Origin of the sequence: Lysobacter brunescens (assembly GCF_042677005.1) — a bacterium.
GTDB lineage: Bacteria > Pseudomonadota > Gammaproteobacteria > Xanthomonadales > Xanthomonadaceae > Lysobacter_I > Lysobacter_I brunescens.
This window is the reverse complement of sequence record NZ_JBHTIF010000004.1, coordinates 118724-135838: the sequence shown is the minus strand read 5'-3', so window position 1 is coordinate 135838 and position 17115 is coordinate 118724. Positions and strand designations below refer to the sequence as shown.

The following is a 17115-nucleotide window of genomic DNA, read 5'->3' as shown; positions in this document are numbered from 1 at the left end:
CCGGGCGATGGCAAGCTGCGACGGGCGAGCGCCGTGTCGTCCTTCCCATCCTCGCCTGGCGCAGGGCTGGACGTTCAGACGTGCGATCCGGACAGCCCGGGAGCGCATTCGATCGGGCCGCCCGAGCCCCGTACCGACTGCGCGCCGACCAGCCTTCCGTGCTTTGCCGTATTGGGCGGTAGAGTTTCAAGTCATTGTTATTGAAAGAGAAATATTTTCTGCCTTGACACTCGTCACAACCGGCTGGCAAGGTCCGCGCTCGACCGGGGCGCGCTGCGTCATGCACGCCATGTGGACGCCAAGGGGCCGGTCGTGGACGAGGTCTGCAAGCATTGCTAGGGGAAGGGATATGCGGCGATGGGTCTGGCTGTTGGCGTTTCTTTGCGCCATTTTCGTGGTGGCTGCGCAACAGTCCGGGCACACGACCGAGGTGCAGAAGGGCTTCGCCTGGCTGCGGGCACAGGTCCAGGCCGACGGTACCGTCGCCGGTGAAGCCGCCTCGCAGGCCCTGCCGGTTCAGGTCCGTACCGAAACCATGCACACCCTGGCCCTGCTGGACTCGCGTCCGGCGGAGCTCGCGAACCTCATCGGCTCGCAGCCGCAGAAGCACACCGAACTGCAGGCCCGGAAGGCGCTGGCCCTGCGCCTGGCTAATCGCGACGCGCAGCAGGTCATCGCCGACCTCGGCCTGCAGCAGAACGCCGACGGCGGATTTGGTTCGCGCCGCGAATACGGCAGCAACGCGCTCGATACGTCCTATGCGCTGATCGCGCTGGCCGCCGCGCCGGATGCCGATGCCACACGCGTCGCCAATGCGTTGACCTACCTGCGCACCAGCCGCCTGTCGCCCTCCGGCTGGCCGGTCGGCGATCACCCCAGCGTCCACGTCACGTCCGCAGTCCTGCTCGCCGGGCAGGCGTGGTCCAGTCGCTACCAGGTCGGCGACATCGTCGCGGCCGCACGCGACTGGCTGCTGTCCCAGCGCAATGCCAACGGCGATTACGGCAATGTCATCGACAACGCCAACGCGCTGCTGGCGCTCACCACCCAGACCTCCGACAACGCCGTGCTCGGTCCGTTGGCCGATGCGGTGAAGGCCGCGCAGCAGGAGAGCGGCAGCTGGGAGAACGATCCCTACGTCACCGCGGTCGCGCTGCGTGCCCTGTATCGCTCCACCGTCGGCCTGCCGCCGAGCACCACCGGCGTGATCGCCGGCACGCTCGTCGACCGCGACAGCCGCGACCCGGTCGCCGGCGTCACCCTGACCGTGCGCGCGATGCCGGAGATCCGCGTGTCCAGCGCTGCCGATGGCACGTTCATGCTGCTCGGCCTGCCGCCGGGCTCGCATGCCGTCGACATCCAGGCGCTCGGCTACGTGTCGACTTCGTTCACCGCGACCGTGACGGCCGGCAACACCACCAGCACCGGCGAAATCCCGCTGCAGAAGACCACGCTCACCGCCGAAGTGTCCGGCGTCGTGCGCAACAGCGGCGGCACGGTCCTGGCCAACGTGGTCGTGTCTTCAGGCACGGTGTCGACTTTCACCGATGCGAGCGGTCGCTACAGCCTCACCGGCCTCAATGCCGGTGCCGCGACGGTGACGTTCGCGCTCAGCGGCTACCGCACGCTCGACGTGCCGGTGACGCTGGAGCCCGGCAAGCGCTACCAGCTCTCGCCGACGCTCTACAGCACCGGGCAGACGCCGCCGACCACGGCGACGATCCGCGGCACGGTGACCAACCAGGCCAACGGCCAGGCCATCGCCGGCGCCAGCGTGCGCGTCGGCACGACCAATGCGACCACCAATGCCAGCGGCGCGTTCGAGCTCACCGGTCTCGCACCGGGCGCCTACGCGCTGACCGTGCAGGCCACGAATTACCTGTCCGTGCAGGGCTCGGTCACCCTGGTCGCGGGCATCAACAACGTCGGCGCGATCGCGCTCACCCGTGCGCCCGAGACTTCGACCCTGGTCGGCGTGATCACCGATGCGCAGACCAATGCCCCGGTGCCCGGCGCCGTGCTGGTCGTGCAGGGACAGACCGCGACCGCGGTCTCCGGTCCGGATGGCCGCTACCTGCTGCAGGGCGTGCAGGGCACTGCGTTCACCGTGATCGCCAGCGGGCAGGGCTACAACAGCCGCGCGCTGAACCTGTCGCTGCCGGCCATCGGGCAGAGCACGCTCGACATCCAGCTGCTCCCGATCGGCAACAGCGACATCGTGTTCGAATCGGTCGCGACGAATCGCCCGATCTACCGCCCGAGCGGCGAGATCGAACTGGAGATCGAAGTCCGCAACGGCGGCACCGTCGCCGCCGACCTGGTGATCGATGCCGAGGTGCAGGATCCGCAGGGCAACGTGGTCCACGTGTTCAAGGCCAACGCCATGGGGCTGGGCCAGAATCCGCCCAACCGACCGCTGCGCTTCGAGCCGGGCACGCTGATCGAAGTCGAGATGGACTGGGTGATCGCGCGCCAGCAGGCGGGCGTGTACACCGTGATCGCGCGCGGCCGCGATGTGCAGGGCAACGTCCGCGCCGAAGGCACCACCCGCTTCACCATCGATTCGATGCCGATGCTCGCCGGCGCGGTGATCGCCGATCCGCCGCTGGCCCAGGTCGACAGCGCGATACCGGTCAGCCTGCGCGCGGAACTCACCAATCTCGGCAACCAGCCGATCGTCGCCGGTCAGGTCGACCTGAAGATCACCCTCGACGCGGCCGACAGCAACGGCAACAGCGTCGTGCGCACCACCATCGAGCCGCTCGCCACGTTCCCGAACCGGAGCATGGCGCATCTCGACCGTGATGCGCAGGGCAACTTCTACATGGCCGAATCGAACCGGATCAACCGGATCGCGCCCGATGGCACGGCATCGGTGCTGGCCACGGTGTCCGGCATCACCGACCTGACCGTGCAGGACGACGGCACGGTCTGGACCTGCAGCGCACGCACGCTGTCGCGGATCACACCGCAGGGTGTGGTGACGACCTACACCGTCGCGTCGCTGGGAACCTGTGCGACGATCGACGCGGACAACAACGGTCGCGTGCTGATCGCCGGCACGTCGCAGAACGGCCTCGACCACCTGCTGCTGCGCTACGTGGTCGGCGAGGCCGAACAGGTGCTGTGGCGCAACGGTCTCTACCAGCCGATCGGTCTCACGCGCTTGTCCACCGGCGGCTATGCGGTCGCCAACTATGGCGACGGCACCATCAATCGCGTTTCGGAGCAGGGCGTGGTGACGCCTTTCGCCACCGGTCTCGATCGTCCGTTCGACCTGATCGAACTGCCGGGCGGCGATCTGCTGGTCGCCAACAGCGGCGGCAACAACCTCATCCGCGTCGATCGCGATGGCCAGCGCAGCGTCTACGCCACGGGCCTCAATCAGCCCATCGGCCTGCTGCGTCGCGACGATGGTGCGATCTTCGTCAGCAACCAGGGCAACAACACCATTGCGCTGGTCGGCACCGACGGCCAGGTCACGACCTATGCGCAGGCCTTCGCGCATGCGCCGAGCGGGCTCGCGCGCGACAGCGACGGCAGCCTGATCGCCGCGAATGCCGGCGACGGCACGCTCAAGCGCCTGCGTGCCGGCAACGTCAGCGCACTCGCGACCGGTCTCGGCACCACCAGCGCGCTGGCCAGCGACAGCCAGGGCAACCAGTACGTCGCCAACAGCGCCGGTCGCATTTATCGGCTCTCGTCCGCTGGCGTGCTCACCGAACTCGCCAACGGCCTCGGCGCGGTCGGCGGCCTGGCGGTCGAGGACGATCGCGTGCTGCATGCCAGCGACGTCAACGGTCACCGGATCCTCCATGTCGATCTCGCCACCGGCAACCGCAGCTACACGAACAGCATGTTCGTCAGCCCTGGCCTGATGCGGATCGCGCCGAACGGACGCAGCTACACCACGAACAGCGGCTTCATCTCGGCACGCAACGCCGATGGTGCGATCTCGCGCTTCGCCAGCGTCGCCGCCTCCACGATCGCGGTGCGTCCCGAGGGCGGTCTGTACGTGCTCCGCTCCAACGTCGAAGTGCAGCGCTACGACGAGAGCGGTGCACTCCTGCTTGGCCGCACGCTGCCGTCGTACGTCTACAACATGGCCGCGCGCAGCGGCGACAAGGTGCTGGTCGTCCGCTACAACAGCCGCTACGAGCTCGAAGAACTCGACATGGCCACCGGCGCGCGCCGGCTCGTGGCCGCGCTCGCGGGCAATCCCAACTTCATGGCGTCCGATGGCGCAGGCAATGTCTATTACCGCATCAGCAACGAGCTGCACCGCATCACGCCGGCCGATGTCGACACGGTCATCACCCTCGCCCTGAACGGCGAGAGCGTCCGCCAGTTCAGCGTCACCGGCGACGACCTGCTGCTCGTGCAGACCACGTCGAACAACCTCTACGAGTACGATCCCGCCACGGGCATCACGACCCGCCGCCTGACCCAGTTCACGACGGGATCGTCCTTCGTCCGATCCGTGGATGGCGGCTACCAGCTCATCTCCGGCAATGGCCTGGCGCTGCTGTCCGCCACGGGCACCAGCGTCGGTTACGAGGCCGGCTTCGTGAATCCGCGCGGCCTGGCCTGGACCGGCAGCGCCCTGCGCATGGTCGACGGCGCCAATCGCCTGCTGCAGCTGTCCTCACCGGGCGCGATGCCCCAGCGCCTGTCCGAGAACTTCTACTCGACCGCCCTGGCGCACGACACCGACAACGGCTCCACCTATGGCGTCGGCTACTCGCGCTACTTCATGGAGTATCGCGCCAACGGCACCGTGGCGACCAACACCACGCTGCTGCCCAGCAGTTCGAGCTACACCGCGATCGCGACCCTGGGCGGTGGGCGCCTTGCGGTTTCCGACAGCGCCAACAGCGCCGTCTATGTCCTGCAGTCCGGTGCGATCGCATCGACGTACGGTGGGTTCGTATCGCCGCGCGGCCTCACCTTCGATCCGTCCGGCAACCTCGTCGTCGCCAGCTACGTGTCCAATACCGTGGTGCGCCTGAGCGGCAGCGACGGGGTGGGAGAAGTCGTGCACAGCGTGAGCACGCCGCGCTACGTCAAGTACGCGGCCGATGGCGCGTTGTGGATCTCGGTCAGCGGCGGCATGCGCCGCGTCGCCACCGACGGCAGCGTGACCACAGCGTCGATGACGATCAGCTCGGCGGTCAATGCGAACGACTTCGAACTGTCCGGCGCCGACATCGTCGTCGCCGACTACAACACCGGATTGGTCAAGGGCCGCATCGGCGGCACGGCGACGCTGCTCGCCGGTGGCGTGCGCAGCGCAGCCGGCGTCGCATGGACGCCCGCTGGATTGCCGGCGATCATCGACGGCACGGCCAACGCGGTTCATGTGCTGGAGGGCGGATCGCTGCGCCAGCTGCACAATCGCGTGCCGAATGCGCGCCATCTGTCGTTCGAGTCGCAGGGCACGCCGTTCACGGCAGGCAACGCGTCTTCGCTCACGCGCCTGCTCGGCGCGGACCTGCAGACGCTGCAGGTGGGTGCGCTGGTCAACGGCATCGCCTTCAACGGCCTGCATGCCTTCTCCGACACGGTCGCCTATGTCAGCGCCTATGGCTACAACCCGGCAACGGCGCGCAACGAGAGCACGATCTACCGCGTGACCGCGACCCGACCCACGGCGCCGGTCGATGTCGGCCAGGTCGTGTTCGAGCGCTCGGTGCCGTTCAACGGGTTGTCGACCGACGTCGACATCCTGCCGATCGACTTCGGTACCTGGCGCCCGCCTTACGCCGGCGACTTCAAGATCGAGGTGTCGATCGTCGGCGTCGAGGGCAAGCTGACGAACTTCATCCATGTCGGCGCTTCCGCCGTGGGCGCGCTGACCGTGAATCCGGAGGAATTGCCGCCGGGCGACCAGACCGCGAGCATGCGACTCAGCCTCAGCGGCGGCGACTTCACCACGCTCTCCCGCGTCGAGCTGGCGCGGCTGCGCAAGGTCGTCGACATTTCCTTTCCGTCGGGCATCACCGCCGATCGCTCGGGCAACATCTACTTCACCACCGCGACCGAACTGCACAAGGTCTCGCCGGCCGGCGTGCGCACCACGATCGCCAGCGGCCTCAACGTCCGCTTCGGCCTCGCGGTCGACAGCCAGGAACGGTTGTACTTCCTGCAGCGCAACGCAGCCGGTCGCTACGACGTGGCCCGCGCCGACACCTCGGGCCAGTACGCGATCTTCGCGAACATCGACGCCGCCTCCGCGTCCGGCGTGGCGATCGACAGCGTCGACAACGTGTTCGTGGCCGCGCCCAACCGGCTGATCCGCATCACGCCGCAGGGCGTGATCAGCACCGTGACCAACAGCGGGTTCCCGAGCCCGCGCGGCATCACCGTCGACGGCAAGGACAACATCTACGTCCAGAACGACAACAACCTCGTCGCGCAGGTCGCGCCGGATGGCAAGGTCTACCAGCTGTACGCCGGTGGCGACGGCGTGGACAACCCGAGCTTCGAGGGCGATGGTTACCCGAACATCACCGCCGACTGCAGCGACAACCTGTACATCGCGACCTGGCAGTGGTCGAAGATCGGCCAGAACGGCGAAGAGCACACGCTGGCGCAGATCGTCTCACGCACCGGCCATGTCGGCCTGCTCGTCGACACCAGCCGCACCGTGCCGCGCCTGACCGACATCGACTACCTGGCCTTCGACAAGTTCGGCCAGCGCCTGATGCTGTGGGATCACTCGTCCTCGGCCATCTATTCGATCCCGGTCACCTGCGGTGCGATCAGCGTCGATGCGCACTTGTTCAGCCAGCCCGGCCAGAGCCTCACCGGCTTCACGATGCCGCCGAGCGCGACCATCCCGCATGCCGATGGCCGCACCGAGTACGTGTGGAGCCTGCGCGACGTGACGGTGCAGGGCGTGTCGATCGACTTCGGCGCGCCGCTGGAAGATCTGGTCCTGGGCGAGGCGCGCCAGACGATCGATTCCGGCTACCTCGCGTTCCAGAACTCGTTCACCTCGGGCGAGTACCGCGTGCCGCTGCAGGTGCCCAAGGTCACGGTCTCCAACCTCGTCGACCTCTCGGTCGCGACCGACAAGCCCGAATACGCCGCCAGCGAAACGGTGCGCATCACCACGACACTGCGCAACGCGCACAACCGACTGGTCGATGGCAGCCTGGTGCTGGAGATCCTCGACGCCAACGGGATCCTCGTCGACGAGATCCATCGCGGCGATGTATCCATCCCGGCGAATGACACGCTGACCGTGCCCGACACCTGGAACGTCGGCAGCATCCTGCCCGCCGGCTACAGCGTGCGGGCGCGACTGCTCGACAGCACGCTCAACACCGCCGAAGCCAGTACCGGATTCGTCGTGCTGCCGTCCAACGCGCAGGCCGCCGCCGATGCGCGGCTCATGGTCGACCGTGCGGTCTACAACCCCAGCGATCGCGTCGTCATCACGTCCACCGTCGTCAACCGTTCGGCCAACGTCAATCTGTCCGATCTGCTGCTCATGGTGCGGGTCTACGACGCTGCCGACACGCTGCAGTACACCGGTGGCCACACCGTCGGCATGCTGCTGCATGGCGTCACGCGCACGTTCACCGCCGACCAGGTGTTGCAGAACGCCGCGCCCGGTGCCTATCGCGTGGTGCAGGTGTTGCAGGATGCCTCCGGCCGCGTTTACGACACAGACGAGACGAGCTATGTCGTCGCGTCGACGGCCGAGACCGGCGTGGGCATCGCCGGCCGCATCGCCGCGACGCCTGCCGAGGCAGACGTCGGTACGCCGATCGCACTGGACGCCGTCGCCAGCAACACCGGCAATGCGGATCTGTCGAACGGTACGCTCATCGTCCGTGTGCTCGATCCGGAGAACGGCCTGCTGCTGCAGGGCTGGGAGGCGCCGGCGGGTATCGCCATCGGCGGCGAACAGGACATGGATCGCGAATGGCTCAGCGCGCAGGCCCCGGCCGGCGAGTACGTCGCGACGCTGTCCCTGCGCATCGGCGACCAGGAGCGCCTGCTCGCCAGCACCACGTTCCGCCTCAAGCAGCGCAGCGTCCGCATCGGCCTGCGCCAGAACCTGCATCACGAAGGACGCCTGCTGGTCCTGGCGTCGTGCATCCCCGGCGAGGCGCCCGAGTGCGCCACCCGCAGGAAGGGCGAGATTGAACAACTGCTCGGCGCGATCGATGTGCCGCATACGGTCACCACGGACTACGACACCTTCATGCGCCTGATGCGCAGCGGCGAATTCGACGCCTACTGGGTGTCGGGCGGTTCGCTCAAGCTCGATCAGGTGCTCGCGGACGAGGTGATCGAGGCGACCTTCCGCGGCGACGGCCTGATCGTCGATGGCGTGCATGATTCGCGCAACCAGCTGCTGCATGCGCCGATGGGCGTCAAGTTCCAGGGCAAGCTGCCGTTGCGCCAGGTCGTGGTCGATGTCGAGGACACCGCGATCTTCGATCCGGCGCAGTTCGACATCCGCGACAAGACCGTGCGTTTCGCCCTGGCTGGCGCGAGCATCCATGCCCGCTTCAACAACGGCGATCCGGCCGTGCTCACCCGCGATTTCGGCTGGGGTCGCACGGCGACGATGAGCTTCGATTTCGTCGAGACGCTGAAGACCACCACGTCGCCCGAGGCCATGCGCGAAACGCTGCGCGATGCCGTGGCCTACGTGCTGTCGGGCGAGCAGGGACGGTTGTCGGCCGGCCAGACCTTCGGCGTGCTGACCACGGTCTTCAACCAGGCCGGCGCGACCCCGGCCTGGCTGCGCGTGGTCGCGGCGCAGCCGTTGTCGATCCTCGGCACCTATCCCGATGCCCTCGTGCGCGATGCGAACAGCGCGGCATGGCGCTTCGATCTCGACCTGGCCCAGGAACGCGCGTTCACCACCTGGCTGCGTGCGCCTGACCAGGACGGCGACTTCGCGATCGACGCCACCGCAGGCGTCGGCACCGTGGTCGGCGAGAACCCGCAGGCGCAGGCGAGCACGCCGGTCACGGTGGTCTCCAGCGAACGGCTGGTGATCGACCTGATCGCGGAGGTCGAGGCATTGCGTCCGACGCGCGCCCACGAGATGCAGGCGCTGCGCCGGGTGCTTGAGGACATCGAGATGGCGCGGGGCAAGGTCGCGGCACGCGAGTACGACCTCGCGATCCGGGTCCTCCTGCGCGCACGCGACTCGCTGTTGAAGGTCACCACCGTGGACGTGGCCTCCACGCGCCTCGCACTGTCGAACTATCTCGCCTTCGTCGAGCGCAAGTCGACGCAACAATGACGCTGGTTCGTCCCCGCGGGCACGTGCCCCGGGGACGGTTGCGATGGGGAAATGCATGAAGCAGCAATTCAATCTCGGACTGTCGCTCGCACTGGCCGCCCTGGTCTCGGTCGTCGGCATCACCCATCCCGAACCCGTGTTCGGGCAGGTGGCCGCACGTCCGACCGACGCCGTCGAAGTGCCGCCGGCGACGCTCGACAACGCGACCGTGAGCGAGGCCGATGCGGCCCGCCGTTTCGGACAGGTCGCACGCGCCGCGCACGCGCTGCGCACGGCCGATGCCGCGAACGTGCCGCGCGAAGAACTGCTGTCCCTGGCCGACGCGCTGGGGCAGGCGGTGGTCGCGCTGGGACCGATCGAATACCTCTTCGGCGCCCCGACGCCCGAAAAGCGCGAAGCGCTGGAGGACATGCCGTACGAGATGCGCAGCCTCCACGGTGACGGCGAGCGCGAGATCGTCGCACGCATGGTCGCCTTCCGCGAGCGCGCCAACGTCCTGCATGGTGCGCGCATCGGCAACCAGCCCGAGGCGATGCTGACGGCCGCGCGTTCGCTGGCCGAGTCGATCAAGGACCAGGAGTTCAACGGCCGCTTCAAACCGCTCGATCCCGACAGCGTGCGTCGCGTCGTGACCGGCAAGATCGACCGTGCGCCTGTGATGACGCGGAATGCGCTTGATCGTGTCGCGGCCGTCCAGCCGGGAGCATCGGCGAAGCAGGCGGCCACGACCGAAGCGGCGGCTGCGCCAGCGGCAGCGGGCGAGGGCGACTTCGCCACCCGGGCGCTGAGCAGCGATCCCGCCGAAGTGACGCCGCGCATCAAGGCGCTGGCCGAGCAGCTTGGACGCAGTCCGATCCGCATCCACAACTGGGTGCACGACAACATCCGCTTCACGCCGACCTACGGCGTGCTGCGCGGCGCCGAGCAGACCCTGATCGCACGTCAGGGCAACGCCTACGACACCAATGTCCTGCTCGCCGCGCTGCTCAATGCCTCCGGCTACAGCACCCGCTACGTCTACGGCACCGTGCAGGTGCCGATCGCGCAGATGCAGAACTGGCTGGGCAATGCGCGCACCGGCGACGACGCGCTGGACCTGATGCTGATGGGCGGCATCCCGGCGCAGTACCTGACTTCCGGCGGTCGCATTTCGGCGATCCGCTTCGAGCACCTCTGGCTGGAAGTGCACGTCGACTTCATCCCCTCGCGCGGCGCGATCGAGCGCACGCCCGATACCTGGGTCCCGCTCGACGGCAGCTTCAAGCAGCACACGTACGGCACGCCGGTTCCGCTGCTGCAGGCGACCGGCTGGAACCCCGCGACGGCGCTGCAGCGCGTGGTCGACGGCGCCGTGCGCGGCGACGATGGTTCGATCACCGGCATGGACCTCAATGACTACTCGACGTCGCTGGATGCCTATCTCGATCGTGCCGCCGCGCACATCGATGCGAATGCGCCCGATGCGAAGCCCGAGGATGTCTTCGGCGCGCAGACGATCATTCCGCTCAACGACGAAGTGCTCGCCGGCACGCTCCCGTACCGGGTCGTCGCGCGCGGCACGCCGCAGGACGTTGTGCCCGACCGGCTGAAGAACCATATCGTCGTCAACCGCTACGACATCCGCACCGATTACGCGCTCGAATCGCCGTCGATGACCGTGCGCCTGCCGACCCACAGTCTCGGCGGGCACTCGATCGTCGTCGGCTACGAAGCCGCCACCCAGGCGCAGCGCGACACGCTGCTCGACTATGCCGCGCGCAACCTCGCCAGCCTCTCGCTGTCGGCGTTCAGCGTGCGTCCGGTGCTGCGCGTCGGCGACGAGATCGTCGGCACCGGCGGCTATGCCGCCATGGGCACGATGCAGATGTGGACCGCCGGGATCGTCGATCCGCACGGTCGCGGCAGCTTCGGCGCCGAACCGCACGAATACGCCGCAGGCTCGCACATCAGCTTCACGCCGAACCTCGGCGGCGTGACCCGGGAGCAGCTGAGCGAACTCATCGAACCGCTGCCCGACACCGTGACCCTGCCGGTCGCGCAGGGCCTGCATCTCGCGGGCATGCAGTACTGGTTCATGAGCGACATGCAGGGCGACCTGAGCGCCAAGGGCTGGGGCGGCAGCTTCCTGCGTCGTCCGTCGGTCGGTGCCTTCGCGATCCCGCTGCAGGTCACGTACTTCTTCGGCATCCCGCGCACAGGCTTCTTCACCGGCCAGTCGACCGACATCAAGTCCGACAACATCGCGATCGCCAACAGCGACCCCGAGAAGCGCCGGCTGATGATCGTGCAGTACGGCGCGCAGGCGTCGTTCAACGAGAGCCTGACCTGGGATCTGCTGCTCAGCGGCCAGCCGGGTTACGGCATGTCCGCGACCAGCATGCTGCTGCGCGCGAACGAACTGCGCGTGCCGATCCACATCATCACCCGCGACAACCTGTCGGTGATCATGCCGAAACTGCAGCTCAGCGCGGACGCCGAGTCCGAGATCGCGCAGAGCGTGTCCGCAGGACTGGTCGCGATCGTCCCGGAGCGCGAATACAGGGACACTCGCCAGGTGGGCGCGGGTTACGTGATCCTCGATCCAGAGTCCGGTGCCGGTCTGTACCGCATCGACGGCGGCCTCAACGGCGCCATCACCGTCGGCTGCATCGCCAAGGCGGTCTCGCTCGAACTGCTCTGCCGTTCGAAAATGATGAAGATCCTGACCCGCCGCATCGCACGCTGGGGCGCGCGCATGCTGGCAGGGCTCACCGTCGCCGCCGTGCTCGGCCCGGTCGCGTTGCCGGCGATCGCCGTGGTCAGCGCGGTGCTGTGGACCATCGAGATCATCATGACCGCGATCGAGGTCATGAACTGGGTCCGCATGGTCATGAACGGCATCGAGAACCTGACGCCGGAAGAGCTGGCGGAGCTGGGGATCAGTGCGCTCGATGCCGCGATCTGCAACTACAACCCGCCGTGCTTCGGAGGCGGTGGAGGATTCGGTGGCGGTGGAGGCGGGGGATTCGGCGGCGGGTTCGGCGGTGGCCGACCGGGTCGTGGCAATCCGGTCAGCGTCGACGCCGGCGTCAAGTACCAGACCGAAACCGATTACATCGGTGCGGGCGTGTTCCCGCTGGTGTTCGAGCGCAATTATCGCAGCTACCTGCCCAATGGCAGCGTGCTCGGCCACAAGTGGACCAACCGCTACCTCACGAAGGTGAAACTGGCGCCGGATGCCGACCCTGCGAAGCGCCCCGAAGCGGTGCTGGTCGCGCGCGGCGATGGCGCGCTGTTCCAGTTCGTGTATCGCAATGGCGCCTATGTCGCGCCCGTCGACGTGCCGGAGCGTCTCGAACGGCAGACCGACCTGCTGGGCAGGACGTCCGGCTGGATCTACGTCAACATCGACGACGAGACCGAGACCTACGACGAGGAAGGCAAGCTGCTGCGCATCCGCAGCCGCGCCGGCGTCGAACAGGTGCTCACGTACAACGATGCCGACCAGCTCGTCCGCGTGACCGACGATGCCGGCCGTTCGCTGCGCTTCGAATACGATCCGGTCTCCACGCAGATGGTGCGCATGATCGATCCGCTGGATCGCGTGTACACCTACGAGTACAGCGAATACGGCAGCCTGGTGAAGGTGAACTATCCCGGCAACCTCTCGCGCGAGTACCACTACGAGATGCCGGGTCGCGGCTCCCTGCTCACCGGCATCACCGACGAGCGCGGTATCCGCTACGTCACCTGGCGTTACGACTACCAGAACCGCGCGATCGAATCGGCTTACGCCGGCGGCGCGAACCGCTACACCTTCAGCTTCGGCGACAAGCGCACCGTCGTCACCGATCCCTATGGCGCGAGCAGTACCTTCCTGTTCCGCCAGATCCAGGACACCAACTACGCCACCTCGACCAGCCAGCCCTGTTCGAGCTGCGGCGCGGGCAGCGTCAGCACCTCGGAGTTCAACGGCAACGGCGATCCTTCGTGGGAGCGCGACCACAACGGCAACCTGACCACCTTCAGCTACAACGCGCGCCGCCTGCTGACCCAGGTGACGCAGGCTTCGGGCTCCCCGGAAGCGCAGACGCGTTCGGCGACCTGGCATCCGACCTGGCGCCTGCCGACGCGTATCAACGAGCCCGCGGCGTCCAGCGGTTCGATGGTCACCGACTACACCTACAACGCCCAGGGTCTGGTCGAGACGAAGACGATCACGGCCGACGGGCAATCGCGCGTGTGGCGCTACACCTACAACGCGCGCGGCCAGGTGCTGACCATGGATGGTCCGCGCACGGATGTCGTCGATGTCACCCGCTACGTCTACGACGACGCCGGCAATCTCGCCAGCGTCACCGATCCGAACAACCTCGTCACGCGCTACACGCAGTACGATGGTGCGGGCAAGCTGCTGACCCGCGTCGATCCAAACGGCACGACCACGCTCTACGGCTACGACGAGCGTGATCGCCTGCGTACCTTGACGGTCGTGCCTGCGGGCCAGTCCACGGGCGAGACCACCGTCTACCTCTACGACGGTGCAGGTAACGTGACCCGGATGCAGCTGCCGGACGGCAGTGCGTTGACCTATGGTTACGACGATGCAGGTCGTCTGACCACCATCAGCGATACCGTGGGAAATCGCATCGTCTACACGCTCAATGCGGCGGGCGACCGGGTCAAGGAGGAAGGCTTCGATCCGCAGGATCGCCTCGCCCAGACGATGAGCCGCACGATCAACCACCTGGGGCGCCTGACCGAGCTGAAGGGTGCGGATGCGGACGACATCACCCGTTTCGGCTACGACACGCACGGCAACGAGACGTCGGTGCAGTCGCCGATCCACGCGCAGGCCGCGCGCAGCGAGTACGACCCGTTGCATCGTCTCAAGGCCAGCATCGATCCGCTCGACGGCCGCGTCGGGTATCGCTACGACGCGCAGGACAACCTGCGCGAGGTCACCGATCCGCGCGGTCTGAAGACCGGCTACACCTACAACGGCTTCAACGAACTGCTGAGCCTGGCCAGTCCGGATACGGGCACCGCGCAGCATCGCTACGATGCTGCGGGCAATTTCGTGCAACGCACCGATTCGCGCAATGTCGTCGCGAACTACAGCTACGACGCGGCCAATCGCCTGTTGCGCATCGTCTATCCCGACGAAACCCTGGACTACGCCTACGACGAAGTTGCCGGAGGCGCAGGCGCGAAGGGCCGGTTGACCACGATGTCCGACGGCAGTGGTCGCACGCGCTATGTCTACGACGCTCAGGGTCGGGTCACCGCGAAGGTCCAGCAGCTCGGCGCGGACGACAATGCCGTTGCCCGGAAGACCATGGGCATGGCCTATGCGAACGGCCTGCCCAGCGCGATGCAGCTGCCGTCCGGTGCAAGCGTGGCCTACCGTTACGCCAGCGACGGGCGCATCCGCGAGCTGCTGGTCAACGGCCAGGTCATCGTCAGCGAAGTCGACCACTTCCTGTTCGATGGCCCGAGCGGGTGGACCACCCCGGCCGGACGCTACCAGCGCACGTTCGATCTCGACGGTCGCATCACCGGTCATACGCGCGGGTCGCGATCGGTCGCGTTGCAGTACGACGCGGCGGGGCGCATCACGGCGCAAGGCGACTGGACCTACGGCTACGACGACCAGGATCGTCTGGTCTCCGCCGACGGTCCGCAGACGCTCCGCTGGTCCTACGACGCCACTGGCAACCGCACCGAGCAGCGCAGCACTGTAGGAGCGACGCAAGTCGCGAACGCCTATAGCATCGAAGCGACCAGCAACCGCCTGGCATCCATCGACGCGAACACGCGTCAATACGACGCGGCCGGCAATACCACCAGCGCCGACGGCAAGACCTTCGTCTACAGCGGTCGCAACCGCATGGCCGAAGTGCGACAGGGCCCGACCGTGCTCGCGCGCTACGCGTACAACGCCATCGGCGAACGCGTCTGCGTGGCGCTGCAGGGCGGTGCATGCCCGACCTCTTCCGCTGCAGGCAGCAACTACCACCAGTACGTCTACGACGACGCCGGCCATCTGCTCGGCGAGTACGATAGTGCCGGAAGCCTGATCGCCGAGCACGTCTGGATCGGTGACACCCCGGTCGCGGTCCTCATGCCTGCATCGACTGCCGCCACGCATGGTGGCCTGGTCGCCGGCGACGTCGCGGTGTACTTCGTCCACCCGGACCACCTCGACACTCCGCGCGCCATCGTCAATGCCGCTGGCACCGAAGTCTGGACCTGGGACAGCGGGCCCTTCGGCGACACCGCCGCCAACCAGAACCCGGGCGGGCAGGGCGTTTTCGCCTACAGCCTGCGCTTCCCGGGCCAGCAGTTCGACGCGGCGAGCGGGCTGCATTACAACTATTTCCGCGATTACGAGGGGGCGCTTGGACGCTATGTCCAATCCGATCCGATCGGTTTGTATGGTTCCTTCGCTACATATTCCTATGCTGATAGCGACCCGCTTTGGATTATCGATCCGCTCGGCCTATGGGGCCGAAATGGCCGAGGCCATAATCTCAACGCGCGAGTCACACGAAATGGAAACGTGGTTTGCGAGCGTTCTTACAAGAGCGGAGATATGACGGACGATGAGAGGGCACTTGGGTTCCCGCAGAGCACACTTGCCACTCACACAGAAGCGAGGGCATGTCGTGATCTTTCCTGCATGCTCGAGCCTGGCGATATCGTCGACCTTGAAGGCGAGCGGCCGCCATGCAATAGCTGCAAGGGGAAAATGAACAACCTGAAGGCGAACACAGGAGCGGACGTTAACTACAGTTGGCCTGGTGGATCGTGGTCAGCCGGACGGGGAAGAGGGCGTCGCTGATGCTTCCAGGCAATGTGATATTTCATCCGGCAGGGGCTGTTTCCGCGACAACGGAAGATGGCTACTGGCAGATCGCCTTCGCAGACGATGCCGATCGCCCTACGACATACCTGATTTGCCAGAATGCATTCGAATATGACGAGGAAGATCGACGTGCCGGCATGGACTCGAACTACGTCGAGCTGAACGATCAATCGCAATCCGCTTATGGCGGTGTCAAGCGTGTAGTGCTATGGCGCGATCGTGTTTTCTTCGAGTTCGTTCCCGATGTTGCTGACATGTTCGATTTGCCCGACGGGCTCGGGCTCGCTTTCCGTGTTACGGATAATGAATATGCGAACTTGGAGGATCTTGCGAGGAAGATCTTCTGCGACAATATTCAGGTAGTGGAGTAGTCTCGTCCATGAATGCGCTGCGGTTAACGTCCAGCCAGGCATGTTTCGCAAGAGAAGTGGTTGTTCCTTCGCCGGATACTAGTCAAAGAATGAAGCAGAGGCGGCCTGAGGGCACGCCCCTGCTTCGGTCACTTCAGGTCGGCGATCGATCCGACCCGATAGGGATGACTTACTGACGCACGCGCTCGGCGACGGCGTCCTTCTGTTCCTTGCTGCGCTCGGCCTGCGCCTTGGCGGCGTCATAGGCGGCTTCGGCCTGGTCCTTGCATGCGGACTGCTCGGCGGACGGCAGCGCTTCGCACTTCTGCTTGGCCACCTCGTAGTCGGCCTTGGCCTTGGCTTCGCTCACGTCCTGCCCGGCGTCGGCATTGTCTTCGATGGCATCTGCCTGGGCTTCGCGCGCTTCGGCGGCATCGTCGGACTTCGCGATGTCCTGCTGGCCTTCGGCGGCTACCTCGGCTGCATCCGCAGCCTGTTCGGCGACTTCCTGCTGGCCTTCGGCCTGCGCTTCGGCGACATCCTGCTGCGTTTCCTCGGCGGATTCCTGCGTGTTGCAGGCGCCCAGGGCAAGGGCGCTCGAAGCGACCAGCAGTGCGGACAGCAGACGGGGAGTGAAGGTGTTCATG

Annotated in this window: 4 protein-coding genes; 3 read left to right on the top strand and 1 reads right to left on the bottom strand. The window is 66.7% G+C overall.

The window, feature by feature from the left end; translation table 11 throughout:
* Positions 1-397: 397 nt before the first annotated feature.
* Genes ACFQ0E_RS16020 through ACFQ0E_RS16010 form a run of 3 tightly spaced genes read left to right on the top strand, consistent with a single transcriptional unit; the run spans position 398 to position 16489 of the window.
* A complete protein-coding gene (locus ACFQ0E_RS16020) occupies positions 398-9271 on the top strand; it encodes a carboxypeptidase regulatory-like domain-containing protein (RefSeq protein WP_386825536.1) in 8874 nt (2957 codons plus the stop codon).
* Positions 9272-9326: 55 nt separating this feature from the next.
* Positions 9327-16094: an RHS repeat-associated core domain-containing protein gene (locus ACFQ0E_RS16015; RefSeq protein WP_386825534.1), complete on the top strand. Its 6768-nt coding sequence runs from the start codon at positions 9327-9329 to the stop codon at positions 16092-16094.
* Positions 16046-16489 (top strand): Imm10 family immunity protein, encoded by a 444-nt coding sequence (locus tag ACFQ0E_RS16010; RefSeq protein WP_386825532.1) that lies wholly within the window; start codon positions 16046-16048, stop codon positions 16487-16489. Before ACFQ0E_RS16015 ends, ACFQ0E_RS16010 begins: the two co-directional genes overlap by 49 nt.
* Before the next feature lie 169 nt (positions 16490-16658).
* Here ACFQ0E_RS16010 and ACFQ0E_RS16005 read toward each other — a convergent pair whose 3' ends face one another.
* On the bottom strand, positions 16659-17114 hold the full coding sequence (locus ACFQ0E_RS16005) for a hypothetical protein (RefSeq protein WP_386825530.1): 456 nt from the start codon (positions 17112-17114) through the stop codon (positions 16659-16661).
* Position 17115 lies beyond the last annotated feature (1 nt).